We start from the raw sequence: 16,785 nt of genomic DNA, 5'->3' as shown, positions 1-16,785 counted from the left end.
CGTTTCTCTAGTTATTTCCTAAAGCGTATAGTTGCAGCAGTACAAATAGCTTGCGTTTGGAAAATTTCTTAGGAATCTCACATTTGCCTACTGTTAACGAAGCGTCAAAATAGAGTTAATTAGGTATTAATAGTTTATTTGGCGAAAGTCTGTTTTTTGTCTAGCAGCTACTTAAATAATGGAATAATCCAGGCAGCAGCAATACTTACTAAAATCGCCCATTCTAGTATCGTCAAAATAGATGCAGATGGAAACCAGTTTGACCAAGAACCCCGTTGAACACTTGACCACCATTGTGTAAGATGATTAGCCCATAGCCTAGGACTATCTTTATCCCGAAATCGCCAATTGAGCATCGATAGCAGTAAAGGAACTCCGCCCACCCTTGCATTCATTAATAGGTGAAGCGCGATCGCACTCACCATAACAACCCAGGCTATCAAGTGCGCATAGTACCACCCGTGATTTAGTTCTCCCCTCGGCAACCACCCTGAATCCATCATCTTGCCACTAAAAAGCGCAAACGTTAACGCAAGCAGCGCAAATGTATTCGTAAAACGGTTCAAAGTGTACCACCAGATAGGTTTACCAACCTGAGTTAGTTTAGTGCATGAATCAGGTTGAATCAGCCGCTTTTGCCCGCGATGAAATGCATAGATAACAAATGCAGGAAATATCAGTAAGGTGTACAACCCAAAAGTTCCATGTATACCTTCAATTTCTCTAAAGGTAGGCAGGGAAATTCTGCCCCAACGCCCGTCATATGTATCATACGTCCAGTAAGCAGTCAGAATTGCAGCAATCAGGAAAAGTGCTGTAAGTCCATGCAGAATGCGCAAAAGTAGCGGTTGATAAGGTTGAGTCGATTTCATATAGCAGCAAGTGCAATGAGTAGATACGTGCAGTCAGCAGTACTAATTGTAAAAATAACTCTAGTAAATATTTGAAAATATAACGTTTATTTATAGAAATCATTTAATATAAGCACTAAAAAAACTCAATTCAAATTATGAAAAATATATGATAAATTTTCCTTTATTGAGATTTGTAAAAACTGAATGCGTTTAACCATTTCCTAAAAAAAATCTAATGCAATTCTATCGCAAGTTTTAATTGATTACTAATAACCATTAATACCAATTTTTACCAACCTTTCCTTGCCCTCAAAGTTTGCGTAGTCATAATTTAGAAAGATAGTACAGATTCGCAATAAGTTCTTAAAGAAGGATTTCGCAGTCAAAAGTAGCAGCACTCTTTCTGCGAATAGCACCTCAATAGTGTTTATTTATGCAAGTTGAACAATTTAGTAGCGATCGCTTCACCGCTTCTCTTCGGCGTGTAGAGGATTCTTCTATCTTATGCCGGATGCATCAAGATTCCGCAGTTATAGCAACTCTCAATGGTATTCCGTCTAACGAGCAAACACAGCAGTATCTTCACAAGAATATAGAACACTAGCAGCGTTACGGATACGGATAAATAATCGTTGTACGTGAATACACATTCTAAGATTTCTATGCCAGTAACTTTTTGATAGCTTCCTTAAAGGCTTGCTCTTATGTATCAGTGAATTGCGATCGCGGTAGACCTCTTTCAAGCATCGACAAGCATAATTACTTAGGAAAATTAATTTTAATTTCAAATATTATATTTAGTCTCAGTAATTTCAACGATTTTAACACCGTGATTGTGCTTACTTTAAAGGTGAATTGAGTTACATAACTCGGTTGCTAAATAATACTATCCAAAACACTAACACATCATCAAGCTTACTAAATAGTTAATACTAACTCTTTTTTCCAGGGTAGCTAAGGTTCGCAGTCATACCCTAGTTGATGTCAACTTATTTTTTTTATGAAGTTGTTTACCTGAAATAATAATTTTGTATAAATCTAACACTCATATAAACATTTTTGGGAATTCTACATATAAGCGACAAATAATTGTCCTTTATTGTAAATCAATTATTACGACACCTTTGAGGTTCATCAATGCATAAGTGGCTCTTAAATGGTTTTTTAGCGAGTTCTTTTACTGTCATGGTCGGGGGTATGGTAGCGTCTGCTTTCCCTGCTTCGCGTAGTTTAGGTGCAGGTATGGTAGCAGGTGCAGCAAGTACAATAAGCGCCACAGTTGTTACCCGCCAATCTGAACGCCGTTGAAGAGAAAAAATATCACAGGAAATTCAGCAAGTTACTAATAATTTACACAATTTAAATTACAGCTTACTGGATAATCAAACTCAATTAAATCATTTAAATAGTGAGTTTCAGCAATTGCAGGAAAAATCCCAGAAACCGAAGTCTTAGAGCAAATAAAAGCAAGATTTGCCACTCCATCAAACTCAGTTTGCCTTTCCCAGTTAAAAGAAATCAAGGAAGCTGTTGCGCTGTAGAGTTCCCAGTAATTCAGACTAGGTGAGAACATAAGCTGTGCTTGCTACTTAATGGTATATGACGGCAAACACAACTACTCAATTACGGTTCGCCCCAATTCTTCAGGCTACTGATTTGCGTACATTAGACACAGTGCAGTCAGCAGTCAAGAATGTGGAGATTTGATGAACACTCCTACGCTTAACCGTCCTGGATATGTTCGGAAAACCCTCCTTCATAGAGTAGCAAGCCATGTTCAGTATATAAATCAGTACATAAATTCATCAGTATTGAAACTGGAAGGGGCTGCTGATTAGATAGTTGTTCAATTCTAGTTTTGTTCTCATTTAAGTAGTTATACGGAGCCAAGATTCCCAATGGCAAAAGTAGTTGGAATTGACCTAGGTACGACTAACTCCTGTGTCGCAGTGATGGAAGGTGGTAAACCCACCGTTATTGCTAATGCAGAAGGTTTTCGGACAACGCCATCCGTCGTTGCCTTTGCGAAGAATGGCGATCGCTTGGTAGGTCAAATTGCTAAGCGCCAAGCAGTTATGAACCCCGAAAACACGTTTTACTCGGTAAAGCGCTTCATCGGACGTCGATATGACGAAGTCACAAATGAAGCTACCGAAGTAGCGTACAAAGTGTTGCGCGATAGCAGTGGCAATGTCAAGCTCGATTGCCCTGGTGTTGGCAAGCAGTTTGCCCCAGAAGAAATCTCTGCGCAGGTATTGCGTAAGTTAGTTGAAGATGCCAGCAAATACCTAGGCGAGACTGTTACTCAAGCAGTTATTACCGTTCCTGCTTACTTCAATGACTCGCAGCGTCAAGCAACAAAAGATGCTGGAAAAATCGCAGGTATTGAAGTCTTACGGATTATTAACGAACCTACCGCCGCTTCCCTTGCCTACGGCTTTGATAAGAAGAGTAACGAAACTATTCTTGTATTTGACCTTGGTGGTGGTACCTTCGACGTATCCATCCTTGAAGTCGGCGATGGTGTATTTGAAGTATTAGCGACCTCTGGTGATACCCACTTAGGTGGTGACGACTTCGATAAGAAAATTGTCGATTACTTAGCAGAAGAATTCCGTAGAAGTGAAGGAATCGATCTGCGTAAAGATAGACAAGCGCTACAACGCTTAACCGAAGCGGCAGAAAAAGCCAAAATTGAGCTTTCGAGCGTTACCCAAGCAGAAATTAACTTACCATTTATTACCGCAACCCAGGATGGCCCTAAGCACCTGGATATGACGCTGACGCGTGCCAAGTTTGAAGAATTGTGTTCCGACTTGATCGATCGCTGCCGCGTTCCTGTAGAAAATGCTCTACGCGATGCCAAGATCGACAAAAACTCGATTAACGAAGTTGTGTTGGTTGGTGGTTCTACACGAATTCCCGCAGTTCAAGAACTCGTCAAGCGGATGCTGGGTAAAGAACCGAACCAAAGTGTTAACCCTGATGAAGTTGTCGCAGTTGGTGCAGCTATTCAAGCTGGCGTTCTTGCAGGTGATGTTACAGGAATCTTATTACTCGATGTCACGCCACTATCCTTGGGTGTAGAAACCTTAGGCGGTGTTATGACTCGGATTATTCCACGCAACACCACAATCCCTACTAAGAAATCTGAAGTCTTCTCCACAGCAGTTGACGGGCAAACTAACGTAGAAATTCACGTTCTACAAGGCGAGCGCGAAATGGCGAGTGATAACAAGAGCTTAGGGACATTCCGCCTCGATGGCATTCCTCCTGCACCGCGTGGCGTTCCGCAAATCGAAGTCACCTTCGATATTGACGCTAACGGTATTCTCAACGTCACTGCGAAAGATAAAGGCAGTGGTAAAGAACAATCAATTAGCATTACTGGTGCTTCAACTCTCGATAAGACCGAAGTTGAACGCATGGTAGCTGAAGCTGAAAGAAACGCTGCTGCTGATAAAGAGCGCCGTGAAAAAGTCGATCGCAAAAACCAAGCTGATTCTCTAGCATATCAAGCCGAGAAGCAATTGCAAGACTTAGGTGATAAAGTCCCTGCTAGCGATAGAACCAAAGTAGAAGGCTTGGTCAAAGACTTGCGCGAAGCTGTCTCTAAAGAAGATGACGATCGCATTAAAACTTTGATGCCAGAGTTACAGCAAACCCTCTACAGCATTGGTACAAACCTATATCAACAACAAGGTGGTCCCGGTGCTGCGGCTAGTGGCGGTCCTACTCCTGATGGTAGCGATGCAGGTGCTACTCCTGGCGGTGACGATGTTATCGATGCAGATTTCACCGAAACCAAATAATTGCAGTTCATAGCTGAGTCTCCACTCGGAATTCTCCTGAGTGGGGATTTTTTTTTGCAGATAGTTGGGTAATAGGTAAGAGGTAATAGCTAAAGAATACGAAAAATGGCACTATATCCCCAACCACCCTGGACACTTCAAGGTTTTGCAGTTGCAACATTGCATCTTGTAGATATTGACCGCGTTCGTGCTTTAATTCCTCAACAACTCGATATCATTTCTGTACTTCCTGGTAAGACAGTTGGTGGAGTGTATCTATCTAATTACACTACGGGTTCAGTACTAGAGTACAGCGAATTAATCGTCGTTGCTGCTGCTGTCACTCACTCAGGGAAAATCGGTGGCTGGGTTTCGCATATTTATGTCGATAACCCTGATTCTGTTGCTGGCGGGCGCGAAATTTGGGGATTGCCAAAAGAACTTGCAGAGTTTATCTGGGGAAACAACAGCGTTAGCGTGCGACAAGGCGATCGCCCTCTGTGTACTTTGAACTACAATTCCTTATTTAGTCTTGGCTTTAAACCGCGCTTAGGTGCTTCTAGTTTTAGTACTAAGAATGCTGATTTGTTGAATTTTTCATTTGATGTAGAGGCACAATTCGGGTTAGTTAATGCGCAATTAACAGTACCCACCACTAGTCCTTTTACTCATCTCATTTCAGGTCAACCTTGGTTGGCAATTTCTGCATCACAGCTACGGCTAACTGTGAATGCACCAGTAGTGACAACAAGACGTTAATGCATTTAGTCAGTTCATTGCTGCTGCGAGCTACGATTTGAATACAACCTGCGATCGCATATTTGGAGTGCTCATGAGTACAGTCACGGCTAAACGCTTCACACCAGAAGAATATCACCGCCTCGCAGAACTTGGATTTTTTCAAGAACACCGAGTTGAACTTATTCGCGGAGAAATTTTTCAAATGTCAGCTAAAGGCACATCTCACTCTGTTTGTAGCACTCGTTTATACCGCGAATTGTTTAAGCTAGTAGGAAACAGTACCGTTATACGCGGACAAGAACCTATTGTCTTATTTCAAGATAGTGAGCCTGAGCCTGATTTAACAATTGTGCGCAATCGTTCTGATGACTACTTATCTGCTCATCCCACTTCAGACGATGTATTGCTGCTGATTGAAATAGCTGATTCTTTGAGTTACGACCAAGAAGTTAAACTACCATTATACGCAGAAGCCAAGATATCTCATTACTGGATATTTAACTTACAAGCTAATTGCCTAGAATGCTACAGCGAGCCTTATCAAGATTTAAAAAATCACTTTGGGTATCGCCAAAAACTCATCTTTCTCCCAACAGAATCAGTTAAATTACCTCATTTCTCAGACTTAGTACTTGATTTATCTAAAATTTTTCCTAATTAGAAACAACCTACTTATTCCTAACCCAAATTGCTATTCCACCACCACGACCGCGAGCCGCAATAAAATCTTCAGTTACCAAAAAGAAAGCAAAAAAAGGAAGTTTAGCAATTGGTTGCTCAAAAAAATCAGTTGTCCTAGCTTTAGTACGAAACTTACCACTATAAATAGTTCGACCGAACAAGCTCAATTGCATCCAAGTGAAGTCAAACGCTAGCAAGTTTTTCTTTCCCAGGTACTTAGCAGAACCTGTAAGCTTAAATATTAGTGAACCTAATTGAATCTGATTGCTAATAGATAACTTGTCTTGATTAATGAAAGAAATTTGCGCGGGTGTAATTTGAGGTATATAAAAGCCTTTTCCTAAAGCTTGACCATTTTGCAAGTGTGCTTTGCGTGGAGCAGTAAACCAAAGTTGCCAAGTACCTAATAACCTGTCTACAGAATAGACAATGCGTTGCTGTTTAGCTGCTTTCTCTGCTTGTAACAGTGCCAAAACTACTGCGGAAGTTGAGGGACGATCGCTTTTTTTACTCTTTACAGCAGCCGTTAAAGTTGCCATAAAATCAGGTGAATCAGTAGATGCTATTGCAGTCATTTGCTACTCCTTATCATTGTGTTTTGCAATCTATCAAGCTTTATAATGCTTAGCTAGCCTCCTCCAACTAATTTAGAAGATGTTGGCGATCGCCGAGAAACAAGTATGCAACGACAAAGAACATCGTCGGGAACGACATGGGAAACGAAAGCTGGTTACTGTCGTGCTATCCGTGTTGGGAATCAGATTTATGTATCGGGTACTGCGCCTGTTGACGAGCAAGGTGGTGTTTTTGCCCCAAATGATGCGTATGCTCAAACCAAGCGCTGTCTAGAAATTATTCAAAAAGCTTTACAAAATTTAGGCGCAGACTTGCACGATGTTGTCCGTACTCGCGTCTATGTCACGGATATAAAACGCTGGGCTGAGTTTGCGCAAGCACACCAAGAATACTTTGGCGAACATCCACCAGCAAACACAATGGTCGAAATTCAAGCACTTGTCGATCCCGCAATGCTAGTCGAAGTCGAAGTCGAAGCCGTTTGCGATGTTGATTGTTAAAAAGCCAATCGTTGTGATACAGAAAACTATCACAAAGTGGCAGACAAGCTAAACTAAAATTAGAATGCAATATAACTAACTTGTGAGGGAAGATGCTAGCTTTTTCGCTGATTGTGGGAGCAATAGGGTTAGCGATCGCCTACGTTATTTGGAGCGAAAACAAATTACGACGTGGTGGTGTATAAGTGAAGCTTACTGGGCTGAGTCTACATCGCAACCTACAAATACAGTTTGCAGTAGTGCCCAAGATGTAATGATAGAGAAGTAGCGTCTGTTGCTAATTTTCCTCGCGTGCCTGCTTGTCCGCTGCGTGTATCCTTTCTAATCAGTGAAGAATGGTCGCGTTCGCAATATTAAACAACGCTTCAAATGTCATCACTGTGGACGACTGTTTGTCGAACAACCAACGACAAAGTGATTGACCCAAGACGAAGACTCATTGCTCGAGTACTGATAGAGCGTATTTCACTGGCTGATATTGCCTCTACCATCCAAGTTTCTGAGCAATGGTTGTAAACCTACGTCGATGAGAAATATACGCAAGTAGGTGCCTCGTAGCGTGCAGGTAACACCCCAAAACGCGAGCATTTCAATGAGAATCCTTGCCTTTGGTCTATCGCCGGTGTGCGATCGCCTACACAGACTTTTGGGTAGTCTATGGAGCAATGCTACCGCGAAACGACATTGAGTAATTCAACAACACGCTGAGACAGCGAGTCTCCCGACTAGTCCGCAAAACCTTGTCCTTCTCAAAATCGTTGGAGGATCGCATTGCTACCGTTTAGTATTTCATCCATCATGACAATGCGTCATTACTTGTTCATTACTTATGTAGTACTACCCGATTCGCTCGTTGATAGTAAAACATCAGTCAGAGGCTTGATTGAATACTAGCAGTTGTCTTGGTAGGTCGGGCTCACTTATGCTTCCATGATGTCAATTTTTAACAACCAACATATTCTCACTCGACCTTGCTATTGGTATCAGCTAAAGTCTTCGTTAGAAGTATGTCTTGGTTAACAGTAATTATACTGAAAAAAAGTGCAATTAATTTAAAAATAGAACAAGCAAGATTGATTAACTTCTCCAAAAAAATAAAATTCTCATAAAAATGTTCATTTGTGTTGAAATATTTGTAGAAATGTTAAGCTTAATTCGTCACAATGATTGATAAGGCGTCATCAAGTAGTTACGAATGTTATTAATATGTAAACAAATAAAAATGGTATTTTCATCGATGCTTTAAGTCATTAACCAAGGATATACATAGGTAGAAACGATTAAAGAGAAGCTAAGAGCAATATGATTTAGCAATTTTTAAATCAAAGGATACCTAGTATGGTTGTTACTTCTATAAATATACTTATTGACCAGAAAGACGAGTTTGCATTCAAAGTAAAGCATTTTCTCAAACAGAAATATCCTACAAAGCATGACCACTATAGTTTTGATGATTTTTTTCATTTTCATCTTGATACAGGAACAGTCATCGATTGGAATGAGTCCCGTAATATTTTTGTTAGTGAAGATTTCATCATTGGTTTGATTGAGGGCTTAGAAGAAGAAGTCGGTAGTGCTTCGACGGTTGTTATGTACAATATTGGCTACGAGTGGGGTAGTAAAGATGCCAATTTTTTCCAACAGTGGTTTGAGAAGGAGTACAAAAAGACAATTACTGAAACGAATTCTGCCTTTCTTTTAGAGACTTGGTGGTGGCCTTTTATTAGCCAGGGTTGGGGAAACTGGGAAGTAGACATACGTGACCAAAAGAATGGATTTACGTTTATCAATGTCTTTGATTCAGCAGTAGCCCGTACACTAGGTGATGTTGGTAAACCTGTGTGTCATCTTTATGCTGGTTTGTTTGCTGGTTTCTTTAGTGAGATGGTGAAAAAACCATTAAGCTGTATTGAAATCCAGTGCTACTCAATGGGAGAAACTTACTGTAAATTCCTACTGGGTAAACAAGATCGTATAGATGCCGCAACCTTTTGGCAGAACGAAGGTGCTACCGCTAGAGATATCGAAATGCGGCTCCAAAGTGGGGAACGACTCAGATGAGTAGTCAAAATTCCTGGTTGTTATCCGTACAAGAATTCTTTAGCTTCACTAACTGGCAAGGTCAACCGCGAAGAATTTCCAACGAACAACAATCTTTAAACTTAATTGCTTGGCAATGCCTATCACTACAAGAATTCTTTAGCTTCACTAACTGGCAAGGTCAACTCCATGAAAAGTTTAGCTTGCACGGCATAAATCAATCTTCAAGCTTAACTTTACAGGTGAGTGAGTTTTTCAAGTTGATTTGCTGGGAAGGTCATCCAGAAATAGGCTCTTTACCAAAGAAATTGCCGCTGCCAAACTCATTTGAAGTACCTATCAAAACAACATTGACAGACTTATCGACACTATTTTAAATCGAATTAAATATGCACTCCGAGATTAAAAGTCTACTCTACGAGGCTGAAGACCACTATTTGACTCTAGAGGAGATTACGACTGCCAAGCTTTGTATTGCATCGCTGCAAGTGCGCCTCGAAATCTATGAGCTACTGCGCGATCAAGAAGTCACCATCTTTCAACCAATCGCCGATCAACTTCTGGTAACTTTTGCGCAGAATCAGCGAGATTTAGAGCAAGCTTTGAAACGTTGGCTATTAGTCTTGCGCTACTGCACTATGGCGATGCTGCTCAATAACCAAGAATTTCTTCAGCAAAGACTTTTAGAATGGCTGATTGGTATAGTCCAAGCTCATCGAACACAAGCAATTGAGACAAACATATGTCAACTTTTACAGAATCAGTTGCAAGAACATTTGAATGCGCAACAGTTGGCTTTATTGCAACCTTTTTTAGCGCAAGCTGAGACGACTCTTTTGAAGGCAAACGCTGTGGCTGAATTGTAGAAATACTGTTCAATCTTGAATAGGGAAGATTGCTAATGATTGCTATTACTGATTTACTGCAAGACGAACGCTTACCAGGAAACTACTTTGCTGTTGATGCTTACATTAAGGGTGACTTTGAAGCAGGTTTGATTGAAAACCGTCGCGGCGATCGCCTTTTAGCTTTACCAGAAACTTTGATGCGAGCAATTTATACTGGTATCGAAAAAGAAACAGGTCAAGCCGCGAGTTTAGTACTTTTTAACTGTGGTCGTTGGTGGGGTAAGAACTTTTATGCCCGTTTTGTTGAAGAAGTAAGTGACTACTACCGCAAGCCTTTAGCCGCAATGGAAATGGTAGAGTTTCTGCAATGCCTGAAACAATGCTGGAAAACGCACGGTTGGGGAACTTTTGATTTTGACATGAACCATTACCAGCAAGGATTTTTAGTTATTAAAATTTGGAACTCCCCTTTTGCACAGCAACCTTTACAAGCGAAAAAACCAGCGTGTTTTCTAGAAGCAGGCATACTGAGTGCTTTTTTTAGCCAAATTACTGGACGACAACTCCACTGCGTGCAAACTTCTTGTGAGTCTTTGCAGGCTGATTGTAACCGCTTTGTTTTAGGTTTACCAGAGCGTCTCAAACCAATAGCAGCCTGGTTAGATGAAGGGCACGAGCATGAAATTATTATGGCTTGGCTGTGTAAGGGTAATCGTTGAGTTGACGAGTTTCGGTGCTATCAACCTTGTTGATGAAAGGAGCATCAAACATGACCAAGATTGTAAAACTAGAACCTATCGCACTAGAGACCGTCGTCAAAACCAATGACAACCTTTTATGTGGAGTACTAACTAGTGAACTAAATATTCTTCCAGAGTGTTCTGGGCGAGGAATGTGTTCTACCTGCCACGTTTACATCAAAAGTGGTATGGAAAGTCTTTCTCCGCTTAACCGCCGAGAAAAGCGGACGTTAGAGGCGATCGCGACAGCACAGCCCAATTCTCGCCTTGCTTGTCAGGCGCGAGTTATTGGTGATGGTGTTGTCGTTGAGATTCCTGCTGGAATGCATATTAATGCGATTGAAGATATTGAAACCCTAATAGGTCGCCGTGCCGAGCAAGACATCCTGCATCCCTTGGAAGGCAAAATTTTAGTAGAAGCTGGCAAGTTGATTACTCGTTCGATGATTAGCCAACTCAAAGACACGCGTACCTCAGTAGAAGCCTACCTTGCCCGTACCCGCGAAGCTTAATAAAGATAGATTGTTACCAAACACAAGAAAAATATGCTAACACAACTAGCCCGCTTAAGTATAGAAGCGGACGGCCGCTATGCCAAAACGGAGGAACTTCAGTTTCTCAGAAGCTATTTTCAATCATGGGAGCAACGCGTGAGTGCTTATGAGAAAATTCGCGCTGCCGAGGCTCAAATTATCAATCGAGTAGAAACGAAATTGCGAACCCTCAACCCTAATTTATTTCTTAATGCTGCTGGAGATTTCACAGAAGTGTGGCGAAGAGACATTGCACAACTACTACGGTATGCGGCAGCTGCTTTGTTATTCAACGAACGCGATCGCCTACGAGAAGGTCTTTTACTTTGGCATAACACCATTGCAAAGTCTTATCAATTTGACCAAACTTGCAAGGCGACATTTGAAGTGATGCCAGAGGTGATTAACCAATTTCTAACTCCCCAAGAAGCACTTCTGTTGCATCCAATTTTAGAACTCAATCTCATTGTACTCGGCTAAAGCAATTATCTAGAGGAATTTTGATACCATGCAACAAAGTTTGAAATTTCTATCACAGAGTCGTTGGCAGGACATTGTAGAAATTGTGTCAGTACTGAGCGCGATTAGCGGCTCAATTGCGTCTGTCGTTACTCAACAAGCTTTATTTGCTTCTATTCCGCTGTCTTTAGCGGTAGCGCTCAATCTTGCAAATCGCAAACAAATTTTAAATGAAGTCAAGCACCAGCAAAGTACGATCCTCCACATTACACGAGAAAACAATGAGACCCAAGCTCACATCAGTACGTTAACTCAACAATTAGTAGAAGTACAGCAACAAACTACTACATTAAGCCAAGGTACTAATAACTTACAAAACTATACCCAAAGCCTACACAATGAGCAGGCAAAAATTGCCCAAATAGTTAGCGATTTGCAAGAAATTGAGAATTGTAACCAAGATATTCGTACTAATCCTAAGGCTGAAAACTACTACAATAGAGGTTCGATTTACCAACGTTTAGGAAATCTCCAAGCCGCGATCAAAGATTACACTGAAGCTATTCTTATCAATCCTAGCTATGCCCAAGCTTATTATAATCGAAGCCTTATTCACGCTGAGCTAGGAGATAAAAGGGCAGCCTTAGCAGATTTGCGCGAAGCTACAAAATTCTTTTTTGAAGATGGAAATATTGCAGGCTACCAAGCAGCACGGGACTTTAGCAAGAAGTGTCATGATTTAAGTTTACAAACTAAAACTAATAATGAAGAAAAACTATCTGTAGGGTGCTTGTTTTCTTGAAACAATCATTCATTTCCAACTTTGACAACAAGCCACAGTAGCTGTATCAGGAGCTAAAAATGTTAAAGAGAAACAGTGACAAAATTTATAAAGTTACGTTTGTTAGCGAAGCACACAAATTAAACAGTACGATTGAAGTTTGCGGCGATGAGTACATTCTTGATGCTGCTGAAGCGCAAAACATTGAATTACCATATGCTTGTCGAGCAGGTGCTTGCGTTGTTTGTACTGGCAAAGTTCTTGAAGGTTCAGTCGATCAGTCAGAGCACTCTTTCTTAAACGAAAAGGAACTTAAAGCTGGTTTCGTTCTTACATGTAAAGCCTATCCTCAATCTGATTGTATTATTAAGACTCACCAAGAAGAGGAATTATTTGAATTGTCTTAAAAGTAATTTAAGAAGAAGTTTTGGCTGTATAATTAAGGTAATTACTGCAAGTTTAGCTAAATAAATTTTAGAAGATTTGTATAGTACTTCTAGACATATTGGTAGGGTGGTAGTTTAATTACTAATTACCTTTACTTTCTTTTGAATTTTCCACCATTTATTAACTTTTATCCAAAATCAAAACAATGCATTCACAAATGACTTAAAATCGTGCACATTATAATGCCATACTAATAATTGAAGCAAAACTAAGCAGTAGTAAATTACTGATGATTTTTTTGTAGTCATGAAAAATTATTATAGTTGTCAATAATTTAGTATATGTACCAGTATGTACCAGGAATTTATTCATGAGTTTCTAAAGATACCTGGAGTTCTAGGAGTTGCCCTAACTCAGGAAAAATCTATACGGTATTTATATGCCAACAACCGAAAGATAGAGGGGCGGGAAAAACACAGTTTGATTGAAATTCTTCAGCAAAGAATTACCATTGTTTCTTCAGAAGAGGATTATCTTGAATTTCAAGTTATGGGATGCTATGCATATAGCTACAAGTTAAATGAAAGTCTAAGTTTTTTAGTAATAACTGATACGGATATTGCTAAAAATCAACTGCGAGCACTGGCAGCGCAGCAGTTAAAAGCTATCCTCCAGAAAGATCTCGATCTGACAATTAAAACGTTTAAAATTTTAACAGAAACTTTTTCTCAACTTCAAGCTTTTTCAACTCAACTAAAACCTGAATTATCCGCTCTAAAACACTCTTCTTTCCCTTTAGAAGAAGGAGCTCTTAACATTACAGAGTTGCTCAACGCGCTAAATCGCCTGAGTCAATTTAGTAGCAATTATATAGGAACAAAGCTTACAGTTAACTATTGGCAGTTAACACGTCCTAATTTTGACTGGTTAGACAATTTCCAAATTAATCGGTCTGCTGAACTTGTATTTCATGGCACAATCACAGAAACTATTACTGCTCAACAACATCGGATAGTTAAAGAGTGGGTTGCAGCTTTTATCAAAAAATGTTCTCGAATTATTCAAGATTTACCTGTCATGATTGAAGAAATAGCTCTAGACGAAACCCACAGGAGACTACTATTAACTCCTACTAATAGTTAAATCCAGTAAATAAAAAATAAGTTACTTAGCTTGATTAAACTCTTTGACTAAAGCAAAAATAAATTAAGTTGTAGGAGAGTCTAAATAAATATTATTAGATTTTCCTAAACTGCATGTGGTTATATTTTAGTATTTTCTAGTGAGGTGGAAAGCCAGACAAAAAATGTACGGTTTTCTACCTAATGGTAGAAGTCCTACCCGATTTATGATTGATATAAAGATAGAAGGATAAATCGTTCATCTTTCTGATCTTTCAGATTCAGGAAGACGGAAGTAGGGAACACTCCCGAAGGAACGCGCCTCAATCGCACACTACACATTTAAGAAAGAGGCGGAAAATGAATAATAAAGCTATTGGTATCCAAAATCAAGATTCCCGTTTTGTTACTGCTCAAGCGCGTTTGCTTATGAGTGAACGTCGTCAACGCCAACAAAACCGTCAGCAATCGATGTTACAACGTGCAGGCATCGAAGAAATCGCAGACGTATAGATTTCTTCAACAAGGTGTTAGTCGTTAAGTTAAGAGGTGTATTGTGATGAAAGATACATTACAGCGCTTCCGGAACGCGGCTGAGACTCATCGTGCCAATATTCAAAAAAGCTTAGAGCATCGCTTGCAGGTTGCTAAAGCTAAAGGTGATGAAAAGCTCATTCAGCAGTTGGAAGCAGAAAAAAACTACTACAACTAGATCGCGTACTGTATATCTATCGCATTTAGATAGATAACTTAGCAAAAGCCTGGTTCTTGGCTCTTGAACCAGGTTTTTACGTTTAGAACCATAAAGTAAAGTGAGTTGAAATCTGGGCTTAATGATGTTTTAGACTGAACTGAGATGACGATCGTCTAGATCACAAGAAGGGAACAAGCGATGCGACTGTCTCAAATGCTTTTTGTCACACTACGGGAAGATCCAGCCGAAGCGGAGATTCCCAGCCATAAACTTTTATTGCGTGCAGGTTATATTCGTCGCATCGGTAGCGGTATCTATGCTTACTTACCTTTGATGTGGCGGGTGCTACAGAAAGTTTCGCAAATCGTGCGCGAGGAGATGAATGCGATCGGCGCGCAGGAGTGTTTGTTACCACAAGTACAACCAGCGGAGTTGTGGCGCGAATCAGGGCGTTGGGATACGTATACGCAAGCAGAAGGTATTATGTTTGCGCTCAAGGATCGACAAGAGCGCGAATTAGGTTTAGGGCCAACACATGAAGAGGTTATTACAAGCATAGCTCGCGATACGATCCGCTCGTATCGACAGTTACCACAAACGCTTTATCAAATTCAAACGAAGTTCCGCGATGAAATTCGTCCCCGCTTTGGTTTGATGCGCGGACGCGAGTTTATTATGAAAGATGCTTATTCTTTCAATGCGGATGAAGCCAGCTTGCGAGAAACTTATGATGACATGCACCGTGCATACAGCAATATTTTGCGGCGGAGTGGGTTAGCTTTTCGCGCAGTGGAAGCTGATTCAGGTGCGATTGGTGGTTCAGCTTCGCAAGAATTTATGGTGTTAGCAGATGCAGGAGAAGATGAAGTTCTTTATACCGAAGACGGAAAGTATGCAGCTAATGTAGAAAAAGCTGTGTCGCTACCACCTGAAGCAGAACCATCACCGTTTACAACCTATGAAAAACGCGAAACGCCAGGCACGCCAACGATTGACACAATGTGTAACGTGTTAGGATGTTCCCCTACACAAGTTGTGAAAAATGTGTTGTATCAAGTTGTGTTCGATTGTGGGTTAACGCTACTAGTGATTGTTAGTATCCGAGGCGATCAAGACGTTAATGAAGTGAAGTTGCAAAATGAGATAACTCGCCTTGCTCCGCAGTATGGTGGAAAAACCGCGATCGCGCTCACTGTACCAGACGCAACAATGCAACAAAAATGGGCAGCAAAACCTTTACCGCTAGGATATATCGCCCCTGATATTGCGGATGACTACATTCGTACCGATAAACAAATACACCCGCAGTTTTTGCGGTTAGTTGATAAAACGGCTGTGGATTTGCGCAATTTTGCAACAGGAGCCAACGAATTAGGTTATCACGTCGTTGGAGCAAATTGGAACGAGCAATTTAAACTACCAGAAAATATTGTCGATGTGCGAAAAGCACGCGTCGGCGATCGCGCAATTCATAACCCCGAACAAACCTTACAAAGCGCTAGAGGTATCGAAATCGGACACATTTTTCAATTAGGAACAAAATACTCCGCAGCAATGGGAGCTACCTACACCAACGAACAAGGTGAAGAAGTTCCTTTAGTCATGGGTTGCTATGGTGTGGGAGTTTCGCGCTTGGCACAAGCTGCGGTTGAGCAATCTTATGACCAAGACGGTATTATATGGCCTGTAGCGATCGCGCCTTATCACGCGATTGTAACGATTCCAAACATCAATAATGCGCAACAAGTAGAAGTTGCCGAAAAGCTTTATCAACAACTAAATGCAGCAGGAATCGAGACGCTGCTTGACGATCGCGACGAACGCGCGGGCGTTAAGTTCAAAGATGCAGATCTTGTTGGGATTCCTTATCGCATTGTGACGGGACGATCGCTCGCTGAAGGTAAAGTTGAAGTTGTCGAACGCAAAAGCCGCAAATCACAAGACATCGCGATTGATGCAGTAGTTGCAACGCTGAAGCAGTGGATAGATACTGCACTTCACGGATAAAAAGCACTCTACAGCAATGGTCAATATGCTTA

20 protein-coding genes, 1 pseudogene and 1 riboswitch are annotated in these 16,785 nt (G+C 40.8%); of the genes and pseudogenes, 19 read left to right on the top strand and 2 right to left on the bottom strand.

What is annotated here, in order from left to right:
- Positions 1-167 precede the first annotated feature (167 nt).
- Entirely contained in the window at positions 168-872 is a 705-nt protein-coding gene (locus B1A85_RS06800) for a cytochrome b/b6 domain-containing protein (protein ID WP_104546106.1), read from the bottom strand.
- Between the two features lie 415 nt (positions 873-1,287).
- Here B1A85_RS06800 and B1A85_RS23870 point away from each other — a divergent pair, with 415 nt between their 5' ends.
- From B1A85_RS23870 to B1A85_RS06780, 5 genes are all read left to right on the top strand, one after another.
- Positions 1,288-1,458 carry a hypothetical protein gene (locus B1A85_RS23870; protein ID WP_168192356.1) on the top strand — a complete coding sequence of 57 codons (171 nt, stop codon included), beginning with the start codon at positions 1,288-1,290 and terminating at the stop codon, positions 1,456-1,458.
- Positions 1,459-1,991: 533 nt separating this feature from the next.
- Positions 1,992-2,162: a hypothetical protein gene (locus B1A85_RS23865; RefSeq protein ID WP_168192355.1), complete on the top strand. Its 171-nt coding sequence runs from the start codon at positions 1,992-1,994 to the stop codon at positions 2,160-2,162.
- A 590-nt stretch (positions 2,163-2,752) separates the two neighbouring features.
- On the top strand, positions 2,753-4,666 hold the full coding sequence (gene dnaK / locus B1A85_RS06790; RefSeq protein WP_104546104.1) for a molecular chaperone DnaK: 1,914 nt from the start codon (positions 2,753-2,755) through the stop codon (positions 4,664-4,666).
- A 105-nt stretch (positions 4,667-4,771) separates the two neighbouring features.
- Positions 4,772-5,404 (top strand): acetoacetate decarboxylase family protein, encoded by a 633-nt coding sequence (locus B1A85_RS06785; protein WP_104546103.1) that lies wholly within the window; start codon positions 4,772-4,774, stop codon positions 5,402-5,404.
- 73 nt (positions 5,405-5,477) lie between these two features.
- The gene (locus B1A85_RS06780) at positions 5,478-6,047 is read left to right on the top strand and encodes a Uma2 family endonuclease (protein ID WP_104546102.1); all 570 of its coding nucleotides are present in this window, start codon (positions 5,478-5,480) and stop codon (positions 6,045-6,047) included.
- Positions 6,048-6,054: 7 nt separating this feature from the next.
- On the opposite strand, the gene B1A85_RS06775 is transcribed toward B1A85_RS06780, so the two are convergent.
- Positions 6,055-6,642 carry a hypothetical protein gene (locus B1A85_RS06775; protein ID WP_104546101.1) on the bottom strand — a complete coding sequence of 196 codons (588 nt, stop codon included), beginning with the start codon at positions 6,640-6,642 and terminating at the stop codon, positions 6,055-6,057.
- Between the two features lie 105 nt (positions 6,643-6,747).
- Between B1A85_RS06775 and B1A85_RS06770 the strand changes: the two genes are divergently transcribed.
- The 14 genes and pseudogenes from B1A85_RS06770 (at position 6,748) to B1A85_RS06715 (ending at position 16,753) form a co-directional block, all read left to right on the top strand.
- Positions 6,748-7,143, top strand: a complete 396-nt coding sequence (locus B1A85_RS06770) for a RidA family protein (protein WP_104546100.1) — start codon at positions 6,748-6,750, stop codon at positions 7,141-7,143.
- A 692-nt stretch (positions 7,144-7,835) separates the two neighbouring features.
- Positions 7,836-7,928: pseudogene (locus B1A85_RS25135) on the top strand (IS1 family transposase); the annotation flags it as partial.
- Between the two features lie 553 nt (positions 7,929-8,481).
- A complete protein-coding gene (locus B1A85_RS06760) occupies positions 8,482-9,204 on the top strand; it encodes a V4R domain-containing protein (RefSeq protein ID WP_104546099.1) in 723 nt (240 codons plus the stop codon).
- A complete protein-coding gene (locus tag B1A85_RS06755) occupies positions 9,201-9,560 on the top strand; it encodes a hypothetical protein (protein WP_104546098.1) in 360 nt (119 codons plus the stop codon). The genes B1A85_RS06760 and B1A85_RS06755 overlap by 4 nt, the downstream gene beginning before the upstream one ends.
- A 12-nt stretch (positions 9,561-9,572) precedes the next feature.
- The gene (locus tag B1A85_RS06750; protein ID WP_104546097.1) at positions 9,573-10,049 is read left to right on the top strand and encodes a phycobilisome protein; all 477 of its coding nucleotides are present in this window, start codon (positions 9,573-9,575) and stop codon (positions 10,047-10,049) included.
- A gap of 35 nt (positions 10,050-10,084) precedes the next feature.
- Positions 10,085-10,750 (top strand): V4R domain-containing protein, encoded by a 666-nt coding sequence (locus tag B1A85_RS06745; RefSeq protein ID WP_104546096.1) that lies wholly within the window; start codon positions 10,085-10,087, stop codon positions 10,748-10,750.
- Between the two features lie 50 nt (positions 10,751-10,800).
- Positions 10,801-11,283 (top strand): 2Fe-2S iron-sulfur cluster-binding protein, encoded by a 483-nt coding sequence (locus B1A85_RS06740; protein WP_104546095.1) that lies wholly within the window; start codon positions 10,801-10,803, stop codon positions 11,281-11,283.
- A 33-nt stretch (positions 11,284-11,316) separates the two neighbouring features.
- Complete coding sequence (locus tag B1A85_RS06735; protein WP_104546094.1) at positions 11,317-11,784, top strand: phycobilisome protein; 468 nt, start codon at positions 11,317-11,319, stop codon at positions 11,782-11,784.
- Positions 11,785-11,812: 28 nt separating this feature from the next.
- Complete coding sequence (locus B1A85_RS06730) at positions 11,813-12,565, top strand: tetratricopeptide repeat protein (RefSeq protein ID WP_104546093.1); 753 nt, start codon at positions 11,813-11,815, stop codon at positions 12,563-12,565.
- A gap of 59 nt (positions 12,566-12,624) precedes the next feature.
- A complete protein-coding gene (locus B1A85_RS06725) occupies positions 12,625-12,951 on the top strand; it encodes a 2Fe-2S iron-sulfur cluster-binding protein (protein ID WP_104546092.1) in 327 nt (108 codons plus the stop codon).
- A gap of 331 nt (positions 12,952-13,282) precedes the next feature.
- Complete coding sequence (locus B1A85_RS06720; RefSeq protein WP_146087143.1) at positions 13,283-14,074, top strand: hypothetical protein; 792 nt, start codon at positions 13,283-13,285, stop codon at positions 14,072-14,074.
- A gap of 232 nt (positions 14,075-14,306) precedes the next feature.
- Positions 14,307-14,375, top strand: a riboswitch (Glutamine riboswitch).
- A 37-nt stretch (positions 14,376-14,412) separates the two neighbouring features.
- Entirely contained in the window at positions 14,413-14,565 is a 153-nt protein-coding gene (locus B1A85_RS23860; protein WP_168192354.1) for a hypothetical protein, read from the top strand.
- A 46-nt stretch (positions 14,566-14,611) separates the two neighbouring features.
- Positions 14,612-14,764 carry a hypothetical protein gene (locus tag B1A85_RS23855; RefSeq protein WP_168192353.1) on the top strand — a complete coding sequence of 51 codons (153 nt, stop codon included), beginning with the start codon at positions 14,612-14,614 and terminating at the stop codon, positions 14,762-14,764.
- A 180-nt stretch (positions 14,765-14,944) separates the two neighbouring features.
- Positions 14,945-16,753, top strand: coding sequence for a proline--tRNA ligase (locus tag B1A85_RS06715; protein WP_104546090.1), 1,809 nt, complete (start codon positions 14,945-14,947; stop codon positions 16,751-16,753).
- Positions 16,754-16,785: the final 32 nt, after the last annotated feature.

The sequence above is a fragment of the Chroococcidiopsis sp. TS-821 genome (assembly GCF_002939305.1).
GTDB lineage: Bacteria > Cyanobacteriota > Cyanobacteriia > Cyanobacteriales > Chroococcidiopsidaceae > Chroogloeocystis.
Note: the sequence above shows the minus strand (reverse complement) of the source record. Positions and strands in the feature narration are given on the sequence as shown.